Source organism: Bdellovibrio bacteriovorus (assembly GCF_001592735.1).
Taxonomy (GTDB): Bacteria; Bdellovibrionota; Bdellovibrionia; order Bdellovibrionales; family Bdellovibrionaceae; genus Bdellovibrio; species Bdellovibrio bacteriovorus_D.
Map to the genome: position 1 here is coordinate 489,689 of NZ_LUKE01000001.1, position 23,339 is coordinate 513,027.

The window sequence follows — 23,339 nt, forward strand, 5'->3', positions numbered from 1 at the left end:
ATTATGGGCAAAATGATAGAAGTGGAAATGCCGAAGCACACGCTAGACACCCCTATTCTTACGATGAAGCTCCTCTTCAGAACTTCTTTGCGCGTACTTTTTTTGGGGATAGTTCTTTTATCAGCTATGGCTTGCACCCCAAGCACAACTAACAACTACCTCACGGCCAACGGCTCCGACAAAAAACTTCCTGATGATGACGGTTACACCGGCAGTGGTGGCACTGGCGATGGCGGCGGGGGACAAGGGATTCTTTGTTCGGACGCGACTAAAAATCCTCAATACAGATCTAAATTGATGGTGCGTGATATTTTTGAGGCTTCATTCATTCAAAAGCTGAAACTTCATCCGGGTCCTGCTAAACAGGGCGGCATCCAGGAACTGAGCGATGAAGAGTTGCAGTTTTTGCACTCAAATCTTAAAAGATATTTTGGGCATGCAATTGGTCAGCTTGAGGTTGGGTCTTATAAATTCTGGCAGAAATTCATTTCGAATATTTCATTCATTGATGAAGAAGCCAAACTCTTTCCAAGTAAAGACGCCAACTCTCCGATTGCATTGCCCAATGGATGTAAGATTGTGCAGATTGCATTTTGGGAGGACTCTCCGGGCAACAGTCAGAACGGAACTCTTTACGTAGATAAAAAACTTTGGACCCAGCTGGACTCAATTAACAGACTAGCGTTATTGGTGCATGAATATTTCTTCAAAGAAGCGCGCCAAGCAGGATTTAAAAATTCGGACTTCGTTCGGGCAAAGGTAGGACAATTTTTTTCTGAGTTTCCTATTAAGCCTTTATTCAAAGAATGGCGCCCTGCAAAGATTATGGGTGTTGCCCCCGAAGCGCTTCATAGCTATACCCCATCATATAAGTTTTGCAAGGGATCCGTTAAAGACGACCCATCTGCCGAGCTTCATCTCTATTTTTATAATAATGCTGATGTCACAATACCTCTTTTAAAATCGAAGAATCTGACAATCAGTTCTTTGCAAGGTTTTGACTTTCAAATTTCACCTCACTCTGAATACCCTTGGCTCAACCATATACTTTCTGCTTTCAATATCATTCACTTAAAATCATATACTCCCTATTACCTTGTGGAAAGAGCCAGCACTAAGTTTCGGTTCGACCTCCTAAATCACGAGGAATCAAGCCACATGTTGACAGATGAATTGGGACGCCATCTCTGGAATTCAGGCTATGAAAGGAAAGACCAGACCGTTGGGCAGTGGACTTCCGTTAATATGGAATATGCATCTGCATTACCGAAAATAATATGGTCAACGAAAGGGTTCACAACAAACGCTACACTTCAGTTCGATCTTGAAAATCCAGTGAGCAGAATCGTTTCTGAAAAAAAACAGGAATTACCAGACATAAATTCTCAAATCTTTGAACTCTTTGCAGAAGACGTGCGACAATTTGTGGAAGACTATCGTTTTGGGAACCAATTCGTTCCTGAAAACTTGGGCGGAGAAAAACTCGATTTTGACAATTTTGCATTGAGTGAAGGTGAATTTAATAACGGCATCATTTCCATGTACGCCGCGCTTACCTTTGATATTCAAAACTCCGTTCAATCAGGTCGATACCATGACGAATTTCCAAGTTGGAATAAAGTCTCTGAAGATTTTATTCCCAAGTTATTTCGTGTAAAATTAAAATCTCAAATCCGCGACTTAAAAAGGGATTTGGAAAGTGATTTCCCAAAATTGATTTATAAAAATAAGGCGGGAATTTTATCTTCTAAGGAAAGACAGGACCTGGAATCAAGATATCACTCGCTGCAAAATAAAAAAAATGAGGATAATGACGAACCACAATTCGAAATAAAAAAAGGAAATTTGGTCGTAAAAAGCAATAATCTTCAGATTGATTTTGAGTTGAACTGTGAAGGTGCGGGTGAAACCTTTAACCGTTCTCTTCTCAACACAATCAAGGATCATCCGCCATCGACTAAGATGAGTGTAAATTTCAAAATTGATGCAATCCACAACCCGATCCAACCCGGCCTAGGGAAAGACAGAATCAAACACTATATTGAAAATATAACGGATATTGCCCTATCCCAGAAGAACCAGTTTAATTTTTTGGGAGATCGAATGGCCCTCAAGGAACATTTGGAGTCATCTCGGGACATCGTTGTAAAATCATGCACAAGCATTGACCCTGACTTTAAACCTCCTGAGAAATTTGTGAACTCAGAATCCAATGACATGGCGGAACAGTCAGTGGACGAATCCGAATACTGCATTGTGATTGATTTTCCAATCACTCGTGCGAGATACCTAGTAATTGCTTCGGATGTTGACGGCTTTTCGAGCCCCCACGAGATATCCTTCACCCCGTTTATTTTTATTAGGGGCATGGCAAAATCGGACGATCCGTAAGGCACTTAGTAAACTCTTTATCTTAATTTTGGGAAGATCATTAACCTGCTAGAGAATGAACCTGGAAAAATTAATGGAGAAATACATGACCAAATTCCTATTAATCACGTTGTTAACGTTTTCAGCAGGGAGTTACGTTATGGCTGAAAATTCCAGCCGCGATTTTTCTTTTTCTGGAAGATGCTTAGGCGGAGATTCCGCTGTTATATCGTTTAGCGGAGACGTTCTTCCTCACCATAAAATGTACCAATCAATTATGCCTGCCAAAAGCTTTGCACCACTTTGGAATAAAACCAATGGCTTGATCAAAGAAGCCGACTTTTCCGTTGCCAATTTAGAAGGGCCCGCCGCGATGGGAATCAACGCATCTGGAACCGATATGGGAGATGTGGGATGGATATATGACGCTCGTTATTATGAAAACGGACCAAAAGATCCAGATTATGACAAGAAGGTTATCTATTCAGGCACTAATTTTTTATTCAATTTTCATCCCCAGATTTTAAAGGATCTTAAAAACACGGGCTATGACCTTCTCACGGTCGCGAACAATCACTCATTGGACCGCAAATCTATTGGGATAGAACGAACTCTAGAGTTTGCTCGGAAAATAGGCTTACCCACAACCGGCATGAGAATGCGGAACGAAGAACTTGATTCTGATCTTTACAATATCTCTATTATTAATAACCTCCTGGTGGCTTTTATTGGTTGTACGGAGTCGACGAATGGCAGAATGGAAGATGAAGTTACACCTAGATCGAAAGTAAGACATTACCAAGTTCTCAGATGCATGGGCAAATCCAAGCGCATTTCTGATATGATCACTCAAGTCGCACCTTCCGTTGACGCCGTCGTAGTTTTACCCCACTGGGGGGATGAAAACGAGGAAGAAGAACATCCTAGGCAACGTGCGTATGCGCAAGAATGGATCAAGGCGGGAGCTCTTGCTGTTATAGGTTCTCACCCTCATGTTCTTCAACCTTGGGAGAAATTTATAGTAAGAGATAAAAATGAGAATCCCATCCGCGAAGGGGTGATCATGTACTCTTTAGGTAATTTTGTAGCGGGGCAGGGTAAACCTGACGGGAAGCGTTCTTCAGAAGCCAAGAAAACTGGTGTGGTCGCCTATTTAGGACTCACGAAAAATGGATCAAAAACAGAAATCTCTGCGGTAGGCTACACGCCCACTTATCGCACGGGCACCCAAATTGCTCCGCTAGAAAAAATGAATTCAATGATTTCCCAAATCGTGATTCCAAAGTTCGGAACAAAAAACCTGGTTCGTCCTGGAGAACCACTTGGAAAAATTTTTTGCAGATGATGCTCACACGGCCTTTTTTAGAAGTGTTTCGTTAATAATTGTCTGGTACCCCACTCCTCGCTTTTTGGCTTCTCTTTTAGCCCATGCGAGGACTTGAGGGTGGAGCTTAATTGAAATAGGAACGAACTTTTCATTTTCGGATTTTGCGGGACGACCTCTATGGGGCCGCTTCTTGCCTGTCCTTTCTTCGATGGCCTTGCGGCCCATTTCAACTTCTTCGGCTGAAATTCTGCGCGCTTTACTAAAAGGAAAGCTTTTTGAAGTCTTCATATATTCTCCGTTCCCGCCGGCTGGCCGCCCGCGCACTTATAATCCGATAGACCTTACCATGAAGTCGTTTTGTGAATACAACCACCAAAACGCCATTATCTGAAAGACCGACAATCCATTCGCGAACTTCCGTTACCGTCGAATGCTTTTCATCCGTCGTGATCCAAGCCCAGGGGTCGTCAAATACCGTCATCGCCAATTCAAAAGACACACCGTGTTTTTTTAAGTTCTTTTCAGACTTCAAATTGTCCCATTCGAAACTAAATGACTTATTTTTAGTATATACCATAATTAGCACGCTTTCAACAAAAGCTAAGCAATTATGATTCCTAGGTTATTTTGATTTTAAATGGATTTAAAGCCTTACCGATCCGGGCAACGGATTAATCGACTGAAAGATCATCGCGCTTCAAAACCAACGGGTGCTTGGCTTTATCCATTCGCACCCGGGCTCTGCCAATCAGGTAGGAGCTGATTGGAATTCCCATGCATAAAATCGCTGCCGCCGCCGCAAGCATGAGCGACGATTCAAGATCTTGAAAATGGCTGATCGCGGCCAAGCAGAAAAATACCACTCCCGCCGTTGATGCCTTCGTGACTGCCGCCATGCGGGTTAAGGTGTCTGGGAATTTTAAAGACCCAACCGCTGCAAGCAAAGTCAAAATCACGCCGATTAAAAATAAAATCAGGGTTAGCGGATTCATTCGTCAGACTCCGTTCTTTGCTCTAAGTAATAGGCTAAAGCGGCCGTTCCGACAAAAGAAAGAATTGCCAAAACTAAAACCAGACTGACAATTTCTTTTCGATCAAAATAAATCGCGTAAAGAACCGTTCCCCCAATCATCACGCTGGTAAGAAGATCAAATACCAAGACTCGGTCCCCGAAGGTGGGGCCAAGATAAAACCTGATTCCTGCTAGCAAGGTCACTATAATTAAAAGAGCACATCCAATGATCATCACTCCTCCTTTACCCAAAGACCTTGGTTAAACGATCTTCAAATCTTTCGCGAATGCTGCTCATGGATTTTTCGGGATCACGCGTGTGCAGAAAATGCACATACAAGGTGCTGTTGTCTTGAGATAAGCCCAACACCAATGATCCCGGAGTTAAAGAGATTATCAAAGCCAAAAGCCACAGGCCGGTGTCACTGCTCACTCGCAAAGGATACTTGACGATGACGGAATTCATTTGGCTATTGGGTTTAAAAATCCAAAGTATCACATCCGTGATCGCCACCATAAATTCCCACATAAATAAAAATACCAACTGCAGGCATAAAACTATTTTTTTCATTTTTGCCCCCGATCTTGAACTTGGACCACCATCTGTTTTGAATACTCTAAAATGGCATTCGCATTAAGACCGACTAAGACCGTCCAAAGGTTTAAAATCACCAAGGGGACATACAACCACTTGCGACGTCGATTAAAATCCGGGGAGACTGCGGGCAAGCCTGAAGGCTTAAAGAAAGCTCCCAGCCAGATTTTTAACATCGACATCAACGTAAAAAGGCTGACCCCAAGACAAAGGAGCAATCCCAGATAGTCTTCACGCTTTAGAACCGCCTGTACGGTAAAGACCTTTGCCCAAAAACCGGAAAGAGGCGGGATGCCGATCAGTGATAAAGCGGAAAAAAGAAACAGCACGCCCAATAAAGTTTCGCTTTGCCACAGTCCGCCTAAACGCGAAACTTGCAGCCCCTGCCCACGCTGCTCAATGTAAGCCGCGGTAAAAAATAAATTAGTCTTTACCACCATATGATGGATCAAATAAAAAATCGCCGCCGCAATTCCCAGCTCAGTTCCCAAAGAAAGTCCCAAAGCGATGTATCCCACTTGCGAAATAATATGAAAAGATAAAATGCCTTTGATATTGTCTTGAGAAAGAGCTCCTAAAACTCCTAACACCATCGAAAAAAGAGCCATGAAGTAAATAGCCCACTGCATTTCGGCAGAGCCTAGATCCCCGAACGGAACCAGCACCCGAAGCAAACCGTAAATTCCGACCTTGGTAAGCAAACCTGAAAAAACGGCGATCACCGCGGTGCTGCCTTCGGGATAAGAAGCCGGCAACCAAAAATAAAAAGGAAACACACCGGCTTTAATTAGAAAAGCCAATGCCAATGAGGCAAGTCCCAGTTGAAAGGTCAACGAACGTTCGCCCGCATAGAGCGCATGAAGCTGTGTTAAATCTAAACTTCCCCCCGCACTATAAACCAAAGCGATACCTATCAAAAAAATAAAAGAAGACAGAATACTTAAAACTGCATACTTAAATGCACCGCCAAAAGAGTTCTTTTTCTTCAGCACCGTCAGCAAGAAAAATGACGACACCAATAAAACTTCAAACCAAACATACAAATTAAAAAGATCACCCGTAGAAAATGCACCCAAGACACCTAATATTAAAAAATGATAGAGTGGATGATAACCACGCAATTCCGTTTTAGGCGATAAGGTCGCTAAGGACGCAATCACCCCACACAGTCCTAAGAGCGAACTGATCATTAAAAGAACGGCGCCCAATAAATCAATATGAAAAAATATACCGAATGGTTTTTCCCAATTTCCAAATTGCAAGCGCAAAGGGCCTGACTGAATAACCATGAAAAGAACATTCACACTGCACAAAAATCCGATAAAAGCGCCCGTCAAAGAAATGCCACGCACCCAGCGCAAACTTCTTCCCGCAAAAAGGCAGCATAAAGCCGTCAAAAAACTAGCTAAGACAGGTGTAAATATCATGGCACCTCCTTAAGCTGATCGACGTCTTCCACTGATTCTTTCTTTCGCGCGAAGTAAGCAAAGACCAATAACAAGGTTTGTAGTCCCAAACCAATTACGATGGCGGTCAAAATCAAAGCCTGTGGGAATATATCTGCCGCCTCTCCACTAGATTGTAAAAGCAAAATATTGACGGCATGGCCCAACATCGAAATTCCCATGATAGTTTTAAGCCATTCTCGAGAAAGCAGTAGCCACACCCCCACTGAAAAAATCAAAGCCGCCATAAAGGTTACGAAATCAATGCTCATAACCGTCGTCCCTTTAATGAAAAACTCAGTTGGCTCACAACGCCAACGACCGTGACAAACACACCAATATCAAAAATGAGCGGGGTGCCTAAACCACCCTCGCCCCACCACTGAGCCGTGAAATAAGGATTTGAATAAGCCAAAGGATAAAGACCAGCCAGAAGGGCCAAGAAAATCCCGGCACCAATCCAATAAATGGGCTTGATCACTAAAATCCTCTCTGCCGACTTTGCACCATGAATTAAAGCGTAAAAGGCCAGCGCGATGGCAAAGATCAACCCACCGACAAACCCTCCACCAGGTTGATTATGCCCACGATAAAGCACGTACAAAGAAACCAACACGAATAACGGTAAAAATATCGCCATCGCCTTTTTTATAATAATAGATTCCCGCAAACGCATCGGAACTTTTTTTTGATTCAAAAATAAAAAATACGCGCCCAACGCAACAATTCCTAAAACAGTGATTTCGCCCATCGTATCTAGCGCACGAAAATCGACTAAAATGACATTGACCACATTTTCGCCACGACCCACGGTGGGCGCTTTTTCCATAAAAAACGGCGTGATCTGCGAAGGCACTTTTCCATTATGGATCAAAGAACCGATACCAAGGACTGCAAAAAAAGAAATGACGGAAACCAATCCTCGACCCCACTGATAACCTCGGGACAGAACGAGCGGTTGTTGCCGTAAAAGATCAAGGACCAAAATGAATACCAATAAAGCCACGGTCTCTACTGCGATTTGAGTCATCGCCAAATCCGTGGCGGCGGCGTTAAGAAAAATCAGTCCCACCGCGTATCCCACGATTCCTAAACCCATCACTTGGGTGAAATTTGAAGAGCTTTTCACTAATGGCACTAATCCGCAAAAGATCATCAGCATAGGGAAAATTTCAATCCAAGATCCGGTCCATCTCCAGGAATCGATCTGCAATTGAAATAGAAAATAGAAACTCACCGCAAAAACAGGCAGCAAAAGCCACAGCATGTAAACGCTTAAACGACCGTTCTGCAGCGACGACGTCAAACGACTGGCAAACTTATAAACCAGATCTATCCGATTTTTAACCGAGCGATCAAATCGCAGCCACATTTCAACGCGGGTCAGATGTCGAGCCACGGCCCAAGACAATAAAACACCCAATGCCGCCGATATAATACTAAGACCGATGCCTGCGTTAAATCCGGTCCACATCTGCAACTTCAGATCCATCTCTTGCAAAAGAATCGAAGAAACCACCGGAATCAAAACATATTCGTTCAAAGGGCCTAAAAAGAAACTGACGACCCAGCCAACCAACGACAGAAAAAGGGCGGGCAGCCACATCGCCACCGGAGCTTCACGCAGCACTTTTCCCGGACGTCGATCCCGCTTGAACATCAACTTTAAAAGCCTGTAAGCCACGACGATAGAAAGAGCACTCGAGCAAACCAGCACCGCGATCAGAAGCGAGCCCGGGCCCTTTAAAAGTAAAGCAGACTGTAAAAGGTATTCCTTACCCAGAAATCCAAGACTGAACGGCAGACCAATCATTGAACCTAAAGACAAAACTATCGCGGCTGAGGTGATCGGCATTCGACGAATTAAGTCTGTGATGCTGTAAATATCGCGGGTCCCAATCTGTTTATCTATATTTCCGACACAAAGAAAGAGACTGGCCTTATAACAGCTGTGCGCGAATAAATAAGAAAAAAAAGATTTCCATGAATAAGAAAACGGCAATCCAATCAAAATAAACAAAGCCCCCAATGAGCTGACCGTCGTCCACGCGAAAAGCAGTTTCAGATCGGTCTTTACGAGCGAGACAAAGAGTCCCCAAATCAATGTGATGGCTCCGACAACGCACAAAGTGGTCACCCACAAAGTTTCGCCCTCAAACAAAGGCGAAAAACGGGCTAAAAGAAAAACACCTAATTTGACCATCGTCGCCGAATGCAGATAACAACTGGCCGGAGTGGGCGCCTTCATCGCATTGGGAAGCCAAAAATGCAGCGGAAATTGCGCTGACTTGGTCATGGCCGCGAAAGCGACCAATAAAATAAGAAAAGTATTATCGACAGAAAAAAGGTCTGCTTGTTGCAAAATGACCGAAAGGGAATAACTGCCCACGCGATCGGCCATAATCAACAAAGCCGTTAAAAGGGATAAGCCCCCCGCGGTATTCACGATTAAGGCTTGGCGCGCTTTCATGCGCACATCTAAATCTTGGTATTTAAATGCAATCAATAAAAACGAACAAAGACTGGTTGCTTCCCAAAATGTAAAAAGCGCAAATACATGATCCGCCCACAAAACGCCTAGCATCGACCCGGTAAAGAAAAATAATAAGGGATAAAACTTGCGCGCATCTTCTTTAGAAAAATAAGACCCTGCATAAAGACTGACGCAAAAACCCACGCCCATCACAATGCAGGCAAAAAAATCAGAAAGCGCGTCGCGCGGAAATTCCCAGCTTTGCTCGATGAAAGGCTTAAAAGATTCAATAAATGCTAATGCATAGGGAACTAAGAACAAAGGCCGCCAAACCACAGGAGGCAGGCGATTCATGAAGATCGCTATAGCAGAGAAGATAAAAAATAATCCGATCCACCAAGTCATATGTCATTGTCTCAAAAATCTTCAAAAAGGTCATGGCAGCTTGCAGAAAGACAATTAAAAACCCACACGCTCTGGGTATTGCGGAGCTTCAGTGGTATACTAAAATTAGAATTTTTTACGAGGAGAAGCTGTCATGAGATCAGGACTAATGGCTTTGAATCCCAAAGCCGCAGAAAGTACGTCGTTTAAAAATTTCTGCACCCAAATCAACACCCTTCAGAAAAAAGGCCTTCTGAGCAAGGTGAATATAGTCTCACTGATCCACCCCAATTTTTTTGCGATGCCTTCAGATATTTATTTTTCGCAAAAAGAAACTTTGATGAACGAAGTAGAAAAATCTTTAGCCACAGGATTAGGACAACAAATCGCCTATAGCGATCTCACCGTGTTGGAATCGCCGTATTCAAGCTATGATGAAATGGTCGGTTTTTTATCCCAGCTCGCTTATCGACAAAGGGACAGCGTTATTATAGTTGGTATCGATCCGCAGCAAAAAGTTTACAAGTGGCTCGCGGGTGGACTGCCAGAAACGGCCGCTTTAAGTGCCCAAATTCCAATTCTTTTGGTTAAAGTCGATCAAACATGTCTTATTGATAAAGAAGAGCCCAGGGTGGTCTTAGCAGTGGATACCGAGGCCCCGCCGACCAAGAAAGCGTTGCGCAGATTCGCGCGACTCGTTCGTCCCCTAGGTACTCCGGTCGATATTTTACACGTACAAAGAAAAGCAAACTTCGTAGCGTCTTTGATCGGGGCCTCCACCGGCCCGAAAGAAAGTGAGGCGATTTTAGCAAGTACTCTCGAGGACCTTCGTTCTCTAAATTTAGATGGCAAAATCCACACGATCGAAGAAGAAGATTCGGTTGCCGCCACCATCGCGAAATTCGCAAACAACCAAGGCGCCTGGATCACGGCGACGAGTTCGCCGACTCGCGATATTCGTCATCGGTTGGTATGGGGATCTACGACGCAAAACTTGCTCGAAGAATTATCATGTCCGTTGCTTGTATTAAGATCTTCATAAAAAAGCCGCGCTGTTAACGCGGCTTGATCTGAAAGGGCGTGAAATTACCGTTAGTAGGATTTTGCGAAAAGCACCCATTTCGTGGCTGGTTTGCCGCTGAAGATACAGTTGCCTGAAACAGCCTCTTGATTCAAAGGTGCACAACGTGGCGTCACTTTTAGTTTGCCTAAAAGCTCATGCCCCACACCAGCTTCACACCAAGGAACCAAAGCAAAACCTGGCGCTGAACTTTCATCACCCGTGAAGTGCTTTTCAAAATCCGCAAGGCTTGTGATCTTTTTAATATTGTCGTCACGGAATTTCTTGGCTCGCTCAAGCAGTCCATCTTGGATTTCTTGCAACAAGCTGCCGATCCCTTGAACAAAGGCATCGCGGCCTTGCGAAGCTTTCTCTTTCGGACCCTTGTCGCGACGGCCCACGAAAACTTCACCTTTTGCCATATCACGAGGGCCCACTTCCACACGCACCGGCACACCTTGCTTGATGTATTGCCATGCTTTTTCACCACCGCGCATATCACGGTCGTCGATTTTTACGCGAATGCCTGATCCCACATAAGATTGATTTTTAAGATCTTTAGCTAAGCTTTGAACGTATTCAAGCACTTGAGCTTTTTCTTCATCATTGCGGTAAATTGGGATGATCACCACATGCAATGGCGCAATTCTTGGCGGAGCCACAAAACCATTGTCATCACTGTGGGTCATGATCAAACCACCAATAAGGCGAGTAGAAACTCCCCAAGATGTCGTCCAGGCGAATTCTTCTTTACCCTCAGCGCTCAGATATTTGATCTCTGAAGCTTTAGCAAAGTTTTGTCCTAAGAAATGCGAAGTTCCGGCCTGCAAGGCTTTACGATCTTGCATCAAAGCTTCAATCGTATAGGTATCCACCGCGCCCGGAAATCTTTCGTCGGGCGTTTTCATGCCCTTAATCACCGGCATCGCCATATATTCTTCTGCAAATTTTTGGTAAACGTCTAACATCTGTAAAGTTTCTTCTTGGGCTTCTTTAGCCGTAGCATGAACCGTGTGACCTTCTTGCCAAAGGAATTCGGCGGTACGCAAGAACATGCGCGTGCGCATTTCCCATCTCATGACGTTACACCATTGATTGATCAAGATGGGCAGATCACGATAGGACTTGGTCCATTTTGCAAACTGATGACCGATGATGGTTTCACTTGTCGGACGGATGATTAAGGGCTCCTCAAGTTCTCCATCCGGAATCAACTTGCCGTTGCCATCACCTTTAAGACGGTGATGAGTGACGACTGCACACTCCTTAGCAAAACCTTCGACGTGAGCCGCTTCTTTTTCCAAGAAACTTAAAGGAATCAAAAGAGGAAAATAAGCATTCACGTGGCCTGTATCTTTAAACATGCGATCTAAAACGGCCTGCATATTTTCCCAAACTGCGTAACCCCAAGGTTTAATCACCATACAACCACGCACCGGAGAGTTTTCAGCCATATCGGCGGCCACAATCACTTGTTGGTACCATTCAGGATAATTCTGCGCACGGGTGGGGGTAATTGCTGTATCTGCCATTGTCGTCTCTTTCTTTAGTTGTCTTTCGTATCAATTCCGTAGGCTTTGATTTTGCGATGCAAGTAACTGCGCTCTAAACCAATCACTTCGGCGGTCTTACTGATGTTGCCATGATTTTCTGAAATTTTTCTTAATAGATATTCTTTTTCAAACTGCGCCCGTGCCTCGCGGAACGTGGACATATCTTCCATCACCATGGATTTTTCGTCAGCTGCATCCACAAGCCCCGCAAAGCGCAAATCGTGCACGTCCACGAACTCTCCCGGAGTCAGGATGTAAACGCGCTCAATAAAGTTTTTGAGTTCGCGCACGTTCCCCGGCCAAGTATAGCTGAGCATTTTTTCGATCGCTTTTTCTGAAAATGCTTTTTTAGGAATTCCACTTTCACGCGATACATTGTCAGAGAAATAAGAAACTAACACAGGAATGTCTTCCACGTGTTCACGTAAAGCCGGAACGCGGAATGGGATCACGTTCAAACGGTAATAAAGATCTTCGCGGAAGCGGCCTTCTTTCACTTCTTTTTCAATGTCTTTGGATGAAGACGCAATCACGCGCACATCATGGTCAATATATTCAGTCCCACCCACGCGAGTGAACTTTTTAGTATCAAGGTAATTTAAAAGTTTCGCTTGAGCCGCCATATTCATTTCAGCGATTTCCGCAATGAACAAAGTACCGCCAGTAGCTAAATCTAATTTTCCTTTTTTAGCCTTATCTACACCTGGCATGGCGCCCTTTTCGATCCCGAAAATTTCAGATTCCAAAAGGTCTTCCGGAATCGCGCCACAATGAATGTCAACAAACGGACGGCTGGCGCGACTGCTCATATAGTGAATATTTTGAGCCACCAAGTTTTTACCAGAACCGGCCTCCCCTTGAATTAAAATCCAAGATTGCGTGGGCGCTACGCGGGCAATGATTTGTTTGGTTTGAATGATCGAAGGGGCTTCACCAATCAACGCAATCGACTTGCGAAGTTTGTTAAGAAGTAACGCCTTTTCTTCTTTTTGTTGCTGGAAGCTTAAAATATTAGAAACGCCGATCAGAATTTTATCCATCGACAAAGGCTTTTCAATAAAGTCCCAAGCACCAAGCTTTGTGGCCTTCACTGCGGTTTCAATCGTCCCATGGCCCGAAATCATGATAAATTCAACATTCGGAAAATCACGACGAGCTTGATTTAGAACTTCCATGCCATCGTATTTGCCCGGCATCCAAATATCCAAGAATGCGACGTCGGGTTGCACTTCTTTCAGTGCTTGCAGCCCTGACTCTCCGTCATGAGCTAAGAAAACCTGATAACCTTCATCGCGCAAAGACGCCGATAGAACATCACGAATTGGAGCCTCATCATCGATGATGAGAATTTTTGTGGAGTTCATGGGGGACCTTTCTTGTTACTCGTTGTGCTCTGCGGGCTTCCAAGCGCCCACTTCGTGAACCGGCATTTCGATCACCATCTTCACCCCGTGAGGCTCATTAGGAGTCGCGCGGATGAAACCATTGTGATCTTCGATGATCCTTTTCACAATGGCTAAGCCTAGCCCAGTTCCGCCTTCTTTTGTAGAGTAGTAAGGCTCAAAAATACGACTTCGATCTGCCGCAGGAATACCTTCCCCGTTGTCGGCCAGAGTTAAACGCACGGTTTTGATATCTCTGTCGTATTGAGTCATAACTTGAACACTGGCCTGTGGCTCTTTTGCAACAGCTGATACCGAGTTGTCGATCAAATTCACCAGAACCCGCTTGATCTGATCGGGGTCAAATTTGAACTCAGGCACTTCCTGATCCGCATCGAATTTGAAATCCACATGAGGATGAGCCTGGCGATAAAGCCCTAAAGACTCTTCCACCACGGCATTTAAATTGGCCACCACCGGGCGCGCTTGAGGCAAGCGTGCAAAGTTGCTGAATTCGTTGACCAGATTTTTTAAGCCATCGACTTGTTTTACAATCATCGTCGTACATTCCGCAAAAGCCGGATCGGTGATCACGCCCCCAAATTTTCGCTGCAAGCGTTCCGCCGAAAGCTTAATCGGCGTCAGGGGATTTTTAATTTCATGAGCAATACGACGAGCCACTTCCGTCCAAGCCGCCGCACGCTGGGCATTCACAATAGGTGAAAGATCATTAAAGACTAAAACCTTACCGATATCGTGACCTTTGTCATCTTTAAGAATCGAAAGATTGATCATCAAAGGCACTGCCTCGCCTTGGATATTTAAGCGCATTTCTTTTTGAATGGATTCGATTTTATGATCCATCATGGTTTTTTGCAGTTCCGCAAAAGTGCGGAAGTATTCCAACGTCAAAAGATCACGCACCGGTTTTCCGATGTACTTATCGGGATCTAATTTTAACAATTGACCCGCATGCCGATTGATCGTCGTGACTACACCTGATTGATCAACAGAGATCACTCCCCCGCTGACATTTTTTAAAACCGTGTCGGTGTACCGAGCGTGTTGATCAAGCTCTTCTAAGGTGTGCTCTAAAGTGCCGGTCATCGAGTTAAAACTTGAGATCAAATCGTTGATTTCTTCAGAACCAGTTTTTAGGTTTAACGGAGTATAATCACCTTCCGCCACTCGCCTTGTCGCTCTTCCCAATTGCACAATGGGAACCGCTAACTGCCTTGCCAGGTAAAATCCAAACCAAGTGGCGGCCAGCAGGATCACAAAAGTCATGAGAACCAAAATATACAGGTAAATAGATTTCAACGGGTATTCCAGTGGATTGATATCCCGGAATTCGTCATAGGCCGTAGAGATATCATTCATCTTAGAAATCAAAGACAGCGGCAAAAAGCTAGAAACAACGATCGCCCCTTTTTCAGAACCTTCTTGCACGGGAACAATCACGCGCACCAAGTTCCCATCTCCGAATTGATGGATGATACTGGCTTCAACCTGCTGTTTGATCCCTTTCTGCAAGAACTCCAAAGACACGGCCGGAACCGTAGGAACAGTGTCGTCTTCGGCAGATACCACCGCACGCTTACCAAACAACGAAGGATAATATTCAACGGCATCAAGGCTAAACTCTTTTTGCAAGCGTTCGATTTTTGTCGCCACGTCTTTTTGGTTTTTTAAAGGACGAATGGCATCGGCAATCTGGTGAGCAAAGTGATAGTTCTTTTTCTTGGCATTGAAATAATAAGCGTTCGTGACTTCAATCGAGCTTTTTAATACGCCCGCCATCTTAGCACTGAACCACTTATCGAAGCTGGAGTTGATATAAAAGACCGAGATGATAAACATCAACACGGTCGGAACAAAACTGAAGGTCACAAACGCCGCAATCAGTTTTGCCTTCAGGCTGCTACCAAAAATGCGCCCCTGCCGTTCCACGAAGACTTTCACGACGTTACGGAAAATCATGAACAGCAATAATAAAAGCAGGATGATATTGAAGTTAACTAAACCAAAGAAAAAGATCGAATGAACAAAAGGAAGCTGCTGGCTGGTCGCAAACAGCCGGATCTCGAACCATGTTAAAAGACCAAATAAAAACGACACCACAAGAACAAGTAAAATCTCGCGGCGTCGTTTTTTAAACTCCTGAGTGTCAGGAGGAAGGAATTCATCTTTGTGGGTATTTTCCATTACACCCTATGCTAGAGACTGTAGAGACTACTTTCTAGCTTTTTTCTTGGTTTTTTTAGTTTTCGCAGCTGCTTTGGGGGCTTTGGCGGGCTTAGTGGCTTTCGACGCTTTTGCCATTTGTACGGCCGTTCTCATGGTCACCGGGATCTCTTGAGTTAAACCGATCATCTCCATCACCACTTGAGCTGATTCTTCGCCCTTATTGCCATGGCTGCCGCCTGCGCGCTCGTGGGCTTGTTCTTCGTTTTCAGTCGTTAATACACCAAAACCGATAGGTTTTTTGTAATCAAGCATCAAGCGAGTCACGCCGTCAGTCACAGAATTGCAGACATAGTCATAGTGAGTCGTGTCTCCACGAATCACGGCGCCCAAGGCCACAACGCCGTCACAACCCGCATCAAAGAAGGCCTGAACGGCCAAAGGGATCTCAACCGCACCCGGAACAAGGGCCGCAAAGATTTCAACACCTTCACAAGATTCTAGGTAAGAAATCGCGCCTTCTTCAAGTTTTGAAGTGATCTCTGAATTCCAACGAGAAGTAACAACACCGACTTTAATGCTTTTCATTATTTTTGTCCTTTTACATTTTCGATAGCGACGATTTCGACAATTTCAAGATCGAAGGCCTTAAGGCCGACTTTCTTTTCTGGTTTATTAGTCAACAAGCGGATCTTATTAGCACCGATGGAACGCAAGATTTGCGCTCCGATCCCGTAATCACGTTCATCCATCAAAGGTGTCGTCGGACGTACATCATCCATACCCATCAGCACTTGCAATTCTTGAGTCAGCCCACTGGTGCGATTGTTTCCACGAAGTAAAACAAAAGCCCCACTTTGAGATTCATTGATTAAGCGCAAGCTTTCCACAACTGTCGAAGCGCCTCGCTGCAAAACCGCCATAAAATCACGCGTGAAATTGTCCACGTGTACGCGCACCAAGGTTTCTTCATCGGCCATGATTTCACCTTTTTGAATCACTAAATGTTCTAACCCATCCACGGTGCTCCGGAAAACACGGGCCTTAAGGCCTTCCCCAAATGAAGCCGGCAAATCAAAGCTTGAAAGTTCTTCGACCAAAGTTTCATTAGCCAAACGATACGCGATTAAATCCACGATCGTGCCAATTTTCATATTATGTTTTTTGGCGAATTCTTTTAAGTCACCCACTCGGGCCATGCTGCCGTCTGGATTCATGACTTCACAAATCACCGCCGCAGGATTTAATCCCGCTAAGCGAGCCAAATCCACGCTGGCTTCGGTGTGCCCAGCGCGTTTTAAAACGCCCCCTTGTTGCGCACGAATCGGGAAGATGTGACCAGGCATATGAACATCCACAGCTTTGGCATGCGGGTTCGCCGCAACCTTCACCGTGTGAGCACGATCAGCGGCTGAAATCCCTGTGGAGATTCCTTCAGCGGCTTCGATACTAACTGTGAAAGCTGTTTTATTCGGAGCAAAGTTAAGATCATCACGAACCATCAGCGGCAATTGCAGACGTTCAATTTGTTGCGCCGTTAACGTCAAACAAACCAAACCGCGCGCTTCCGTAATCATAAAGTTGATCGCTTGGGTCGTTACGTGATCTGCGGCTAAAATCAAATCACCTTCGTTTTCACGATCTTCGTCATCCACCAAGATAACCATTTTGCCATTACGAATATCATCGATAATTTCTGGGATTGTATTAAAAGACATTTCTAATTTTTCCTAACTTCCAAAGATCTTTGGATCGCACGCGCCATATAATCAGGCTCTACATTCACCACACCGCCCACTTGGACAGCGCCTAAATTTGTGCGTTTCAAGGTTTCAGGAATTAAACAAACAGACACGGTGTTGCCCTGAAGCTCATTCACCGTCAGACTGACGCCGTTTAAGGTGACGCTGCCTTTTTTCCAAACGTAAGGCAAAATGCTGTCGGCCACTTGCACATCCAAAAAGAAGGATTCCCCCTCAAGAGCCGCACGCGCTACTTTGCCCAGGCTGTCCACATGTCCCGTGACCAAATGCCCATGGATGCGATCGCCAAATCGTAAAGATCTTTCAAGATTGACCTGCTTACCCAACCAGCTCTGTGGATTCCACTGCAAAACCTTGATGGTTTCAGCCGCCAAAGCAAAGGTCATGTGCTTGTCGTCAAAGGCTTCAACTGTCAAACAAACACCGTCGCAGGCAATGCTGTCGCCAAGCTTTATATCATTAAAATCACTAGGTTTTTTAATCTTGATCCGATAGGCGTTTTGCAGCTCTTCAGAGCTTTCAATTGGCATCACGGCTTCGACGATTCCAGAAAACATAAGGGCCTCGAGTTTTGCTCGAGACCCTACAATTTTTAAGCTATGAAGGCAAGAACTAGCCGCGGCTAGGTTTTGTGGAATTCTGGCCCGAGTTTGAGCCCGATTCGGATTGAACGGGAGTCACCGGTGTCACCCCTGCGTCAGGAGCTTTGTAGTCGTCCGCATGCATTTTATAGAGCTTCACCTTCGCGCCAATAACCGCATTTTCATCGGTTTGCTGAACCACGCGGCCACGGGAAATTTCATCGCCCACCCAGTCGATCTCGATTTTAGCAACCGCCGTGTTTGCCGCAGCACCGCCACCTAAATACTTCGAATTACAAGGCTCACCTTCCCAATAGTAGTCCTCGTTGTAAATAAGCAACTGATCACCCACCTCAAGACTCACATCCGAACCACCACGGATGACAACGTGGGTGTCATGATTTGCCATTACACGCGTGTACCATTCTTCTTTTACCAGCTGTGTGCTTAAGTCATTCACGGCTTTTGCTAAACCGTTTTTTGAAACTTGTGCCAGTGGTGATTGGTAATAAAAGCTAGGACCGATAGAAATCGCGCCCAAGTTAATACCCAGATTCACTTTCGTTTTAGTTTGTTTTGAGGTCACATTCGTTGCTGCCATCACTGACGAAGTTAACGGACGAGTCGCCACCATAGAAAGATCCAGCTGCATAAATTCAACGTTGAAACCTAATGAAGCCCCATTCACCGGATAAGCACCTGCCGGAGTAAAACCAATGCTTAATCCCCCACCACCCAGTAATTCAAATGAATTTACGGAACCTGAGATTTTCGCCTGTGGCAAGTTCACCATACACCAAGCAGTTTTTGCGTATTCCAAAGAATAATTGTCTTTACCCACCGCTTCCGCGAATGCCTTCATCATCTGACCGTCGGCTTTTGAAAGATTAAAAAAGTTTTGATCCCCCGTCGCTTGCGCTGGCGGAACCGCGATCGGCGGATTGTATTTGAAAGCAAATTGCTTGCTTTCTAATAGTACCGAATAAATTTGCTGATTAGCCACGAATTGAAAGTCGAAAGATTGTCCTCCGGGAAAGTTAATGGGACTGGAGCGAATCGCCCCCAAATCCACGATCTTCTTGAGCGAACGGGCTGTGGGCTGAACTTTCTGTTCACACTTTTGGTTCCCCATTGTCATCGCGGCACCCGCGACAAGAACTACGGCCTTCATGAGCGTTTTCATTTTATGTTTCCTCTTCACCCGGCAACACCGGTGTGCAAACAAATGATATTCGTGATTCCAACACAGTATACGGAGCACTTTGCCTAGACCTTAAGCGAGTGCTAACTGATTGATCTCATTTGAAAAAAGAAAACCGGTCTTATCGTGAGACACGCTAAGTAGTGGATTTAATTGAAGAGCGAAAAAATTTGCAGCTGCTGAAAAAAATGCGCGTGTCGAATGTTTCGACTGTTTACGGAATTCTTCCGCGATAGATTTTTGAAATGTTGGTGAAGATTGTAAAAGAAGTTTTCGCTTCACAAAAACTTCTTAAGGAATCATGAGCTCTTAAAGAACTCCACCGCCGGAAAGAACAATAAAGTACTGCGTTTCATCTTTTCCTAAAACGCGGTTGTTCTTATCGGTGCGGTCTTCTAAATAGTGATTGGCTTGCACGCCGCCACCGATTCTTAAGCCACCTAGCGCAAAAGTAATTCCGGCTTTACCAAATACGGCATTTGATTTTTCAGTGGCGACACGCACGCCAGGGCCGGCGTAAAGTTCTACACCCAAAGCGCGATTGGAAGTGTACGCATCCACATTAAACAAAGCCGCGGAATCCAAACCATACACGGTATTAATTTCAGTTCCGAATTGCGTGAAAATAGAATTGCGCCAGTTCAGCCAATCTTGCACAAACCAATTTAAACCTAAATGAATTTCAGAATAAGTTTCGCCGTCGCGTGAACCAGAACCACCACTGAGATCATAGGATAGGCTTGAGCCAGAAGCGGCGAAAGAAGAAAGACTCAAAAAACAAATGGCCAAGAAAACTGTGCATGATTTTTTCATACACCTATTTTCCTGGCCATTTTAATTAAGGTCAAGACTAGAAGGTCAACCCGGCGTCATTGGCTTTCACATGCACCGTATCACCTGATTTTACTTTGCCCGCAATAATTTCGCGCGAAAGTGGATTTAAGAGTTCGGTCTGAATAACCCGCTTCAAAGGTCGAGCTCCGTAAATCGGGTCGTAGCCTTTTTTGGCCAAGAACGCGATCGCCTCTTTTGAAAAGTCGATGCCGATCTTTTTGGCTTTCAAGCGTTGAGCCACTAAATCCAACTGCACCTTCACGATGCCGCCGATTTGGTTTTCACCTAAAGAGTTAAACATGACGACTTCATCGATACGATTTAAAAACTCGGGGCGGAAACGCTCGCGTAAAGCCTCGTTCACCGCTTCGCGCTTTTGAATATCAGTCATACCTGGATCTAAAATAGATTGTGATCCGACATTAGAAGTCATGATCAAAACTGTATTTTTAAAATCCACCGTGCGCCCTTGCCCGTCGGTCAAGCGACCGTCATCTAAGACTTGTAATAAAATATTAAACACATCCGGGTGCGCTTTTTCGACTTCATCTAAAAGCACCACACTGTAGGGACGACGACGAACGGCTTCGGTCAACTGACCACCTTCTTCGTAACCCACATATCCCGGAGGCGCGCCGACCAAACGCGACACCGCATGTTTTTCCATATATTCACTCATGTCGATGCGAACAATAGCTTGTTCATCATCAAACAAGAATTCCGCCAAGGCCTTGACCGTTTCGGTCTTACCAACCCCTGTCGGTCCCAGGAACATGAAAGTTCCAATCGGGCGATTCGGGTCCGAGATTTCCGCCCGCGCCCTGATGATGGCATCGGCCACGATTTTTAAAGCATGATCTTGCCCGACCACGCGATTTTTCAATGAATCTTCCATATGCAAAAGTTTTTGCGATTCACTTTCAAGCATTTTAGAAACGGGAATGCCTGTCCATTTCGCCACGACTTCAGCCACGTCTTCAGGGCCGACCTCTTCTTTAAGCATGCGCTCTTCTGTCGCCGTCTTTTCTTTGCTGCGAGCTTCCAGATTTTTTAATTTACTTTCAGCTTCCGGCAATTTGCCGTATTTAAGTTCGGCGGCTTTTCCTAAATCTCCGTCGCGTTCGGCTTTGCTGACTGCGATTTTAAGATCTTCAATGTCCGCTTTTAATTTTTTGATCTGATCGATGCCACCTTTTTCAAACTCCCACTGTTCGCGCAGAAGTTGATTTTGGGCCGTTAATTCACCGATGCGTTTTTCAATCACCGACAAGCGATCTTTAGCGGCTTCATCTTTTTCTTTTTTCATCGCTTCTTTTTCAATACGAAGCTGCATCAACTCGCGTTCAATTTTGTCAACCTCTTCGGGGACGGAACGCGTTTCAATGCCTAGCTTACTTGCGGCTTCATCGATAAGGTCGATGGCTTTATCGGGTAAAAAGCGATTGGTAATATAGCGATGTGATAATTTCACCGCCGACACCAAGGCCGCGTCAGTGATACGAATCCCGTGATGGACTTCGTACTTTTCTTTTAAGCCGCGCAAGATCGTAATCGCATCGTCAACGCTGGGTTCTTCAACAAGCACGGTTTGAAAACGACGCTCTAAGGCCGCATCTTTTTCAATATACTTGCGGTATTCGTCCAAAGTAGTTGCACCGATACAGCGCAATTCACCACGAGCCAAGGCTGGTTTTAAAAGTTGCCCCGCATCCATGGCGCCATCCGTTTTCCCGGCGCCTACTAACGTATGAAGTTCGTCGATAAATAAAATAATCTGGCCATCGCTGGAAGTGACTTCTTTTATGACCGCTTTCAAACGATCTTCGAATTCACCACGGTATTTTGCGCCAGCGATCAAGGCCCCCATATCCAAGGACATCAATTTTTTCCCGATAAGATTGTCAGGAACGTCTTGCTTAATAATACGCAAAGCCAAACCTTCCGCAATCGCGGTTTTACCAACGCCCGGCTCCCCGATTAAAACCGGGTTGTTTTTTGTACGACGAGATAAAACCTGAACGACGCGACGAATTTCTTCATCACGACCCACGACGGGATCTAATTTCCCTTCAGCCGCCAAGGCCGTTAAGTCGCGGGCGTATTTTTTCAAGATCTCATATTTGTTTTCAGGTTCGTCATCGGTGACCTTTTGGCTGCCCCGCATTTCTTGCAAAGCAGGTTTGACCGTCCCCTCTGTCAGCTTATATTTTTTAAATAAGGATCCAAGTTCTTGATCCCCGGCGCGCAGCATTCCTAAAAAGAAATGTTCCGTCGAAATGTAGGCGTCGCCCCATTCTTCTGTGATATTTTCTGCCAGTTTAAATACTTTTTCGGTTCGTGGGCTGGCAAAAATCTTCTGATTACCACCCGAAACTGTCGGAAATTTATCTATACGACCGCGCAAGTCCGTTAAAAATTGGGCTTGATTGACTTGGAGTTTGTCTAAAAGGCGCGGAACGATACCTTCCGATTGCTGAACCAGCTCCATCAGTAAATGTTCGGGCTCCACCGAAGGGTTCCCTTTGCGTTCTGCCAAACGCGCAGCGGCTTGCATCGCTTCTTGGCTTTTTCGCGTCATTTTTTCAATATCGTTGCTCATAAACTCTCCCTGAAATAAGGATGAGTCCTAAATAAAATTTGTCAATGTTAGCGTCAGTTTAAGGACCAAGAATGTCGACCAAAATGAAGCCCGGAATTGTGAACCCAAAAGGCCCCGGAAAATCAAAGCCGCGCCTGCATGCTTCAATAAAAAAAGACACGGTGAATCCTTCTGATTATTTGAAATATGACACAAGATTTTCCTGTGAAGACTGCTCTCACTTTGACTCTGAAAAAGTTCTTTGCACCATCGGCTACAACCCCATTCATCACTTAAAAGCCACGCAAACGCGCCAATACGAGCTTGCGGGTAATATGGCCTTTTGTCGCTTTCTAGAAATTGACTGAGCCTAAGTCTGTAAAATTCCCTTTTTCCCCTCTGTACGTCCTGTATTTTAATGATTCAGGACAATCTTACGTCCGGATTCCAAGATCCGTCATTGGGCCAGTATTGTAAAAAAAGAACAAAACCCGTCTGACGTCCTGTCAAGACGGTGTCTCATTTCCCGATCAGTCCTGTATCAATGATTCACTCAGAAGGAGTCAAACAGAGCGGTCACTCTGTTTGTACAATACC

The 23,339-nt window shown here is 44.9% G+C and carries 21 protein-coding genes; 4 read left to right on the forward strand and 17 right to left on the reverse strand.

Annotated elements, in window-relative coordinates; genetic code table 11:
• The first annotated feature begins 3 nt into the window (after window positions 1-3).
• Together AZI86_RS02365 and AZI86_RS02370 are read left to right on the forward strand one after the other, a co-directional pair.
• Entirely contained in the window at window positions 4-2,391 is a 2,388-nt protein-coding gene (locus AZI86_RS02365; protein WP_157684606.1) for a hypothetical protein, read from the forward strand.
• Window positions 2,392-2,446: 55 nt separating this feature from the next.
• Complete coding sequence (locus AZI86_RS02370; protein ID WP_081111757.1) at window positions 2,447-3,715, forward strand: CapA family protein; 1,269 nt, start codon at window positions 2,447-2,449, stop codon at window positions 3,713-3,715.
• A 3-nt stretch (window positions 3,716-3,718) separates the two neighbouring features.
• On the opposite strand, the gene AZI86_RS02375 is transcribed toward AZI86_RS02370, so the two are convergent.
• The 8 genes from AZI86_RS02375 to mbhE form a co-directional block, all read right to left on the reverse strand.
• Window positions 3,719-3,985: a BrnA antitoxin family protein gene (locus AZI86_RS02375; RefSeq protein WP_061833497.1), complete on the reverse strand. Its 267-nt coding sequence runs from the start codon at window positions 3,983-3,985 to the stop codon at window positions 3,719-3,721.
• Window positions 3,957-4,229, reverse strand: a complete 273-nt coding sequence (locus AZI86_RS02380) for a BrnT family toxin (protein WP_216635884.1) — start codon at window positions 4,227-4,229, stop codon at window positions 3,957-3,959. Before AZI86_RS02380 ends, AZI86_RS02375 begins: the two co-directional genes overlap by 29 nt.
• A 139-nt stretch (window positions 4,230-4,368) precedes the next feature.
• Window positions 4,369-4,689: a cation:proton antiporter gene (locus tag AZI86_RS02385; RefSeq protein WP_061833499.1), complete on the reverse strand. Its 321-nt coding sequence runs from the start codon at window positions 4,687-4,689 to the stop codon at window positions 4,369-4,371.
• Window positions 4,686-4,943: a monovalent cation/H+ antiporter complex subunit F gene (locus tag AZI86_RS02390; protein WP_061833500.1), complete on the reverse strand. Its 258-nt coding sequence runs from the start codon at window positions 4,941-4,943 to the stop codon at window positions 4,686-4,688. Before AZI86_RS02390 ends, AZI86_RS02385 begins: the two co-directional genes overlap by 4 nt.
• 10 nt (window positions 4,944-4,953) lie before the next feature.
• Complete coding sequence (locus AZI86_RS02395; RefSeq protein ID WP_061833501.1) at window positions 4,954-5,280, reverse strand: Na+/H+ antiporter subunit E; 327 nt, start codon at window positions 5,278-5,280, stop codon at window positions 4,954-4,956.
• On the reverse strand, window positions 5,277-6,731 hold the full coding sequence (locus AZI86_RS02400; RefSeq protein WP_061833502.1) for a complex I subunit 5 family protein: 1,455 nt from the start codon (window positions 6,729-6,731) through the stop codon (window positions 5,277-5,279). The genes AZI86_RS02395 and AZI86_RS02400 overlap by 4 nt, the downstream gene beginning before the upstream one ends.
• Window positions 6,728-7,021 carry a sodium:proton antiporter gene (locus tag AZI86_RS02405; RefSeq protein ID WP_061833503.1) on the reverse strand — a complete coding sequence of 98 codons (294 nt, stop codon included), beginning with the start codon at window positions 7,019-7,021 and terminating at the stop codon, window positions 6,728-6,730. The genes AZI86_RS02400 and AZI86_RS02405 overlap by 4 nt, the downstream gene beginning before the upstream one ends.
• Window positions 7,018-9,576 (reverse strand): hydrogen gas-evolving membrane-bound hydrogenase subunit E, encoded by a 2,559-nt coding sequence (mbhE, locus tag AZI86_RS02410; protein WP_061833504.1) that lies wholly within the window; start codon window positions 9,574-9,576, stop codon window positions 7,018-7,020. The genes AZI86_RS02405 and mbhE overlap by 4 nt, the downstream gene beginning before the upstream one ends.
• 184 nt (window positions 9,577-9,760) lie before the next feature.
• On the opposite strand from mbhE, the gene AZI86_RS02415 reads away from it, so the two are divergent.
• On the forward strand, window positions 9,761-10,648 hold the full coding sequence (locus tag AZI86_RS02415) for a universal stress protein (RefSeq protein ID WP_081111758.1): 888 nt from the start codon (window positions 9,761-9,763) through the stop codon (window positions 10,646-10,648).
• 50 nt (window positions 10,649-10,698) lie between these two features.
• Here the strand turns inward: AZI86_RS02415 and proS are convergent, their stop codons facing one another.
• From proS to clpB, 9 genes are all read right to left on the reverse strand, one after another.
• Complete coding sequence (gene proS, locus AZI86_RS02420) at window positions 10,699-12,198, reverse strand: proline--tRNA ligase (protein ID WP_061833506.1); 1,500 nt, start codon at window positions 12,196-12,198, stop codon at window positions 10,699-10,701.
• A 14-nt stretch (window positions 12,199-12,212) separates the two neighbouring features.
• On the reverse strand, window positions 12,213-13,583 hold the full coding sequence (locus tag AZI86_RS02425; RefSeq protein WP_061833507.1) for a sigma-54-dependent transcriptional regulator: 1,371 nt from the start codon (window positions 13,581-13,583) through the stop codon (window positions 12,213-12,215).
• A gap of 15 nt (window positions 13,584-13,598) precedes the next feature.
• Complete coding sequence (locus AZI86_RS02430; protein ID WP_061833508.1) at window positions 13,599-15,806, reverse strand: sensor histidine kinase; 2,208 nt, start codon at window positions 15,804-15,806, stop codon at window positions 13,599-13,601.
• A gap of 27 nt (window positions 15,807-15,833) precedes the next feature.
• On the reverse strand, window positions 15,834-16,373 hold the full coding sequence (gene ribH, locus AZI86_RS02435; protein ID WP_061833509.1) for a 6,7-dimethyl-8-ribityllumazine synthase: 540 nt from the start codon (window positions 16,371-16,373) through the stop codon (window positions 15,834-15,836).
• Window positions 16,373-17,503, reverse strand: coding sequence for a 3,4-dihydroxy-2-butanone-4-phosphate synthase (gene ribB, locus AZI86_RS02440; RefSeq protein WP_061833510.1), 1,131 nt, complete (start codon window positions 17,501-17,503; stop codon window positions 16,373-16,375). Before ribB ends, ribH begins: the two co-directional genes overlap by 1 nt.
• 2 nt (window positions 17,504-17,505) lie before the next feature.
• Window positions 17,506-18,105, reverse strand: a complete 600-nt coding sequence (locus AZI86_RS02445; protein ID WP_061833511.1) for a riboflavin synthase — start codon at window positions 18,103-18,105, stop codon at window positions 17,506-17,508.
• Between the two features lie 55 nt (window positions 18,106-18,160).
• A complete protein-coding gene (locus AZI86_RS02450; RefSeq protein WP_061833512.1) occupies window positions 18,161-19,312 on the reverse strand; it encodes a hypothetical protein in 1,152 nt (383 codons plus the stop codon).
• A gap of 327 nt (window positions 19,313-19,639) precedes the next feature.
• Window positions 19,640-20,143: a hypothetical protein gene (locus AZI86_RS02460; protein WP_061833514.1), complete on the reverse strand. Its 504-nt coding sequence runs from the start codon at window positions 20,141-20,143 to the stop codon at window positions 19,640-19,642.
• A 37-nt stretch (window positions 20,144-20,180) separates the two neighbouring features.
• The gene (clpB, locus tag AZI86_RS02465; protein WP_061833515.1) at window positions 20,181-22,763 is read right to left on the reverse strand and encodes an ATP-dependent chaperone ClpB; all 2,583 of its coding nucleotides are present in this window, start codon (window positions 22,761-22,763) and stop codon (window positions 20,181-20,183) included.
• A 71-nt stretch (window positions 22,764-22,834) separates the two neighbouring features.
• On the opposite strand from clpB, the gene AZI86_RS02470 reads away from it, so the two are divergent.
• Window positions 22,835-23,110, forward strand: coding sequence for a hypothetical protein (locus AZI86_RS02470; protein ID WP_253715583.1), 276 nt, complete (start codon window positions 22,835-22,837; stop codon window positions 23,108-23,110).
• Window positions 23,111-23,339 lie beyond the last annotated feature (229 nt).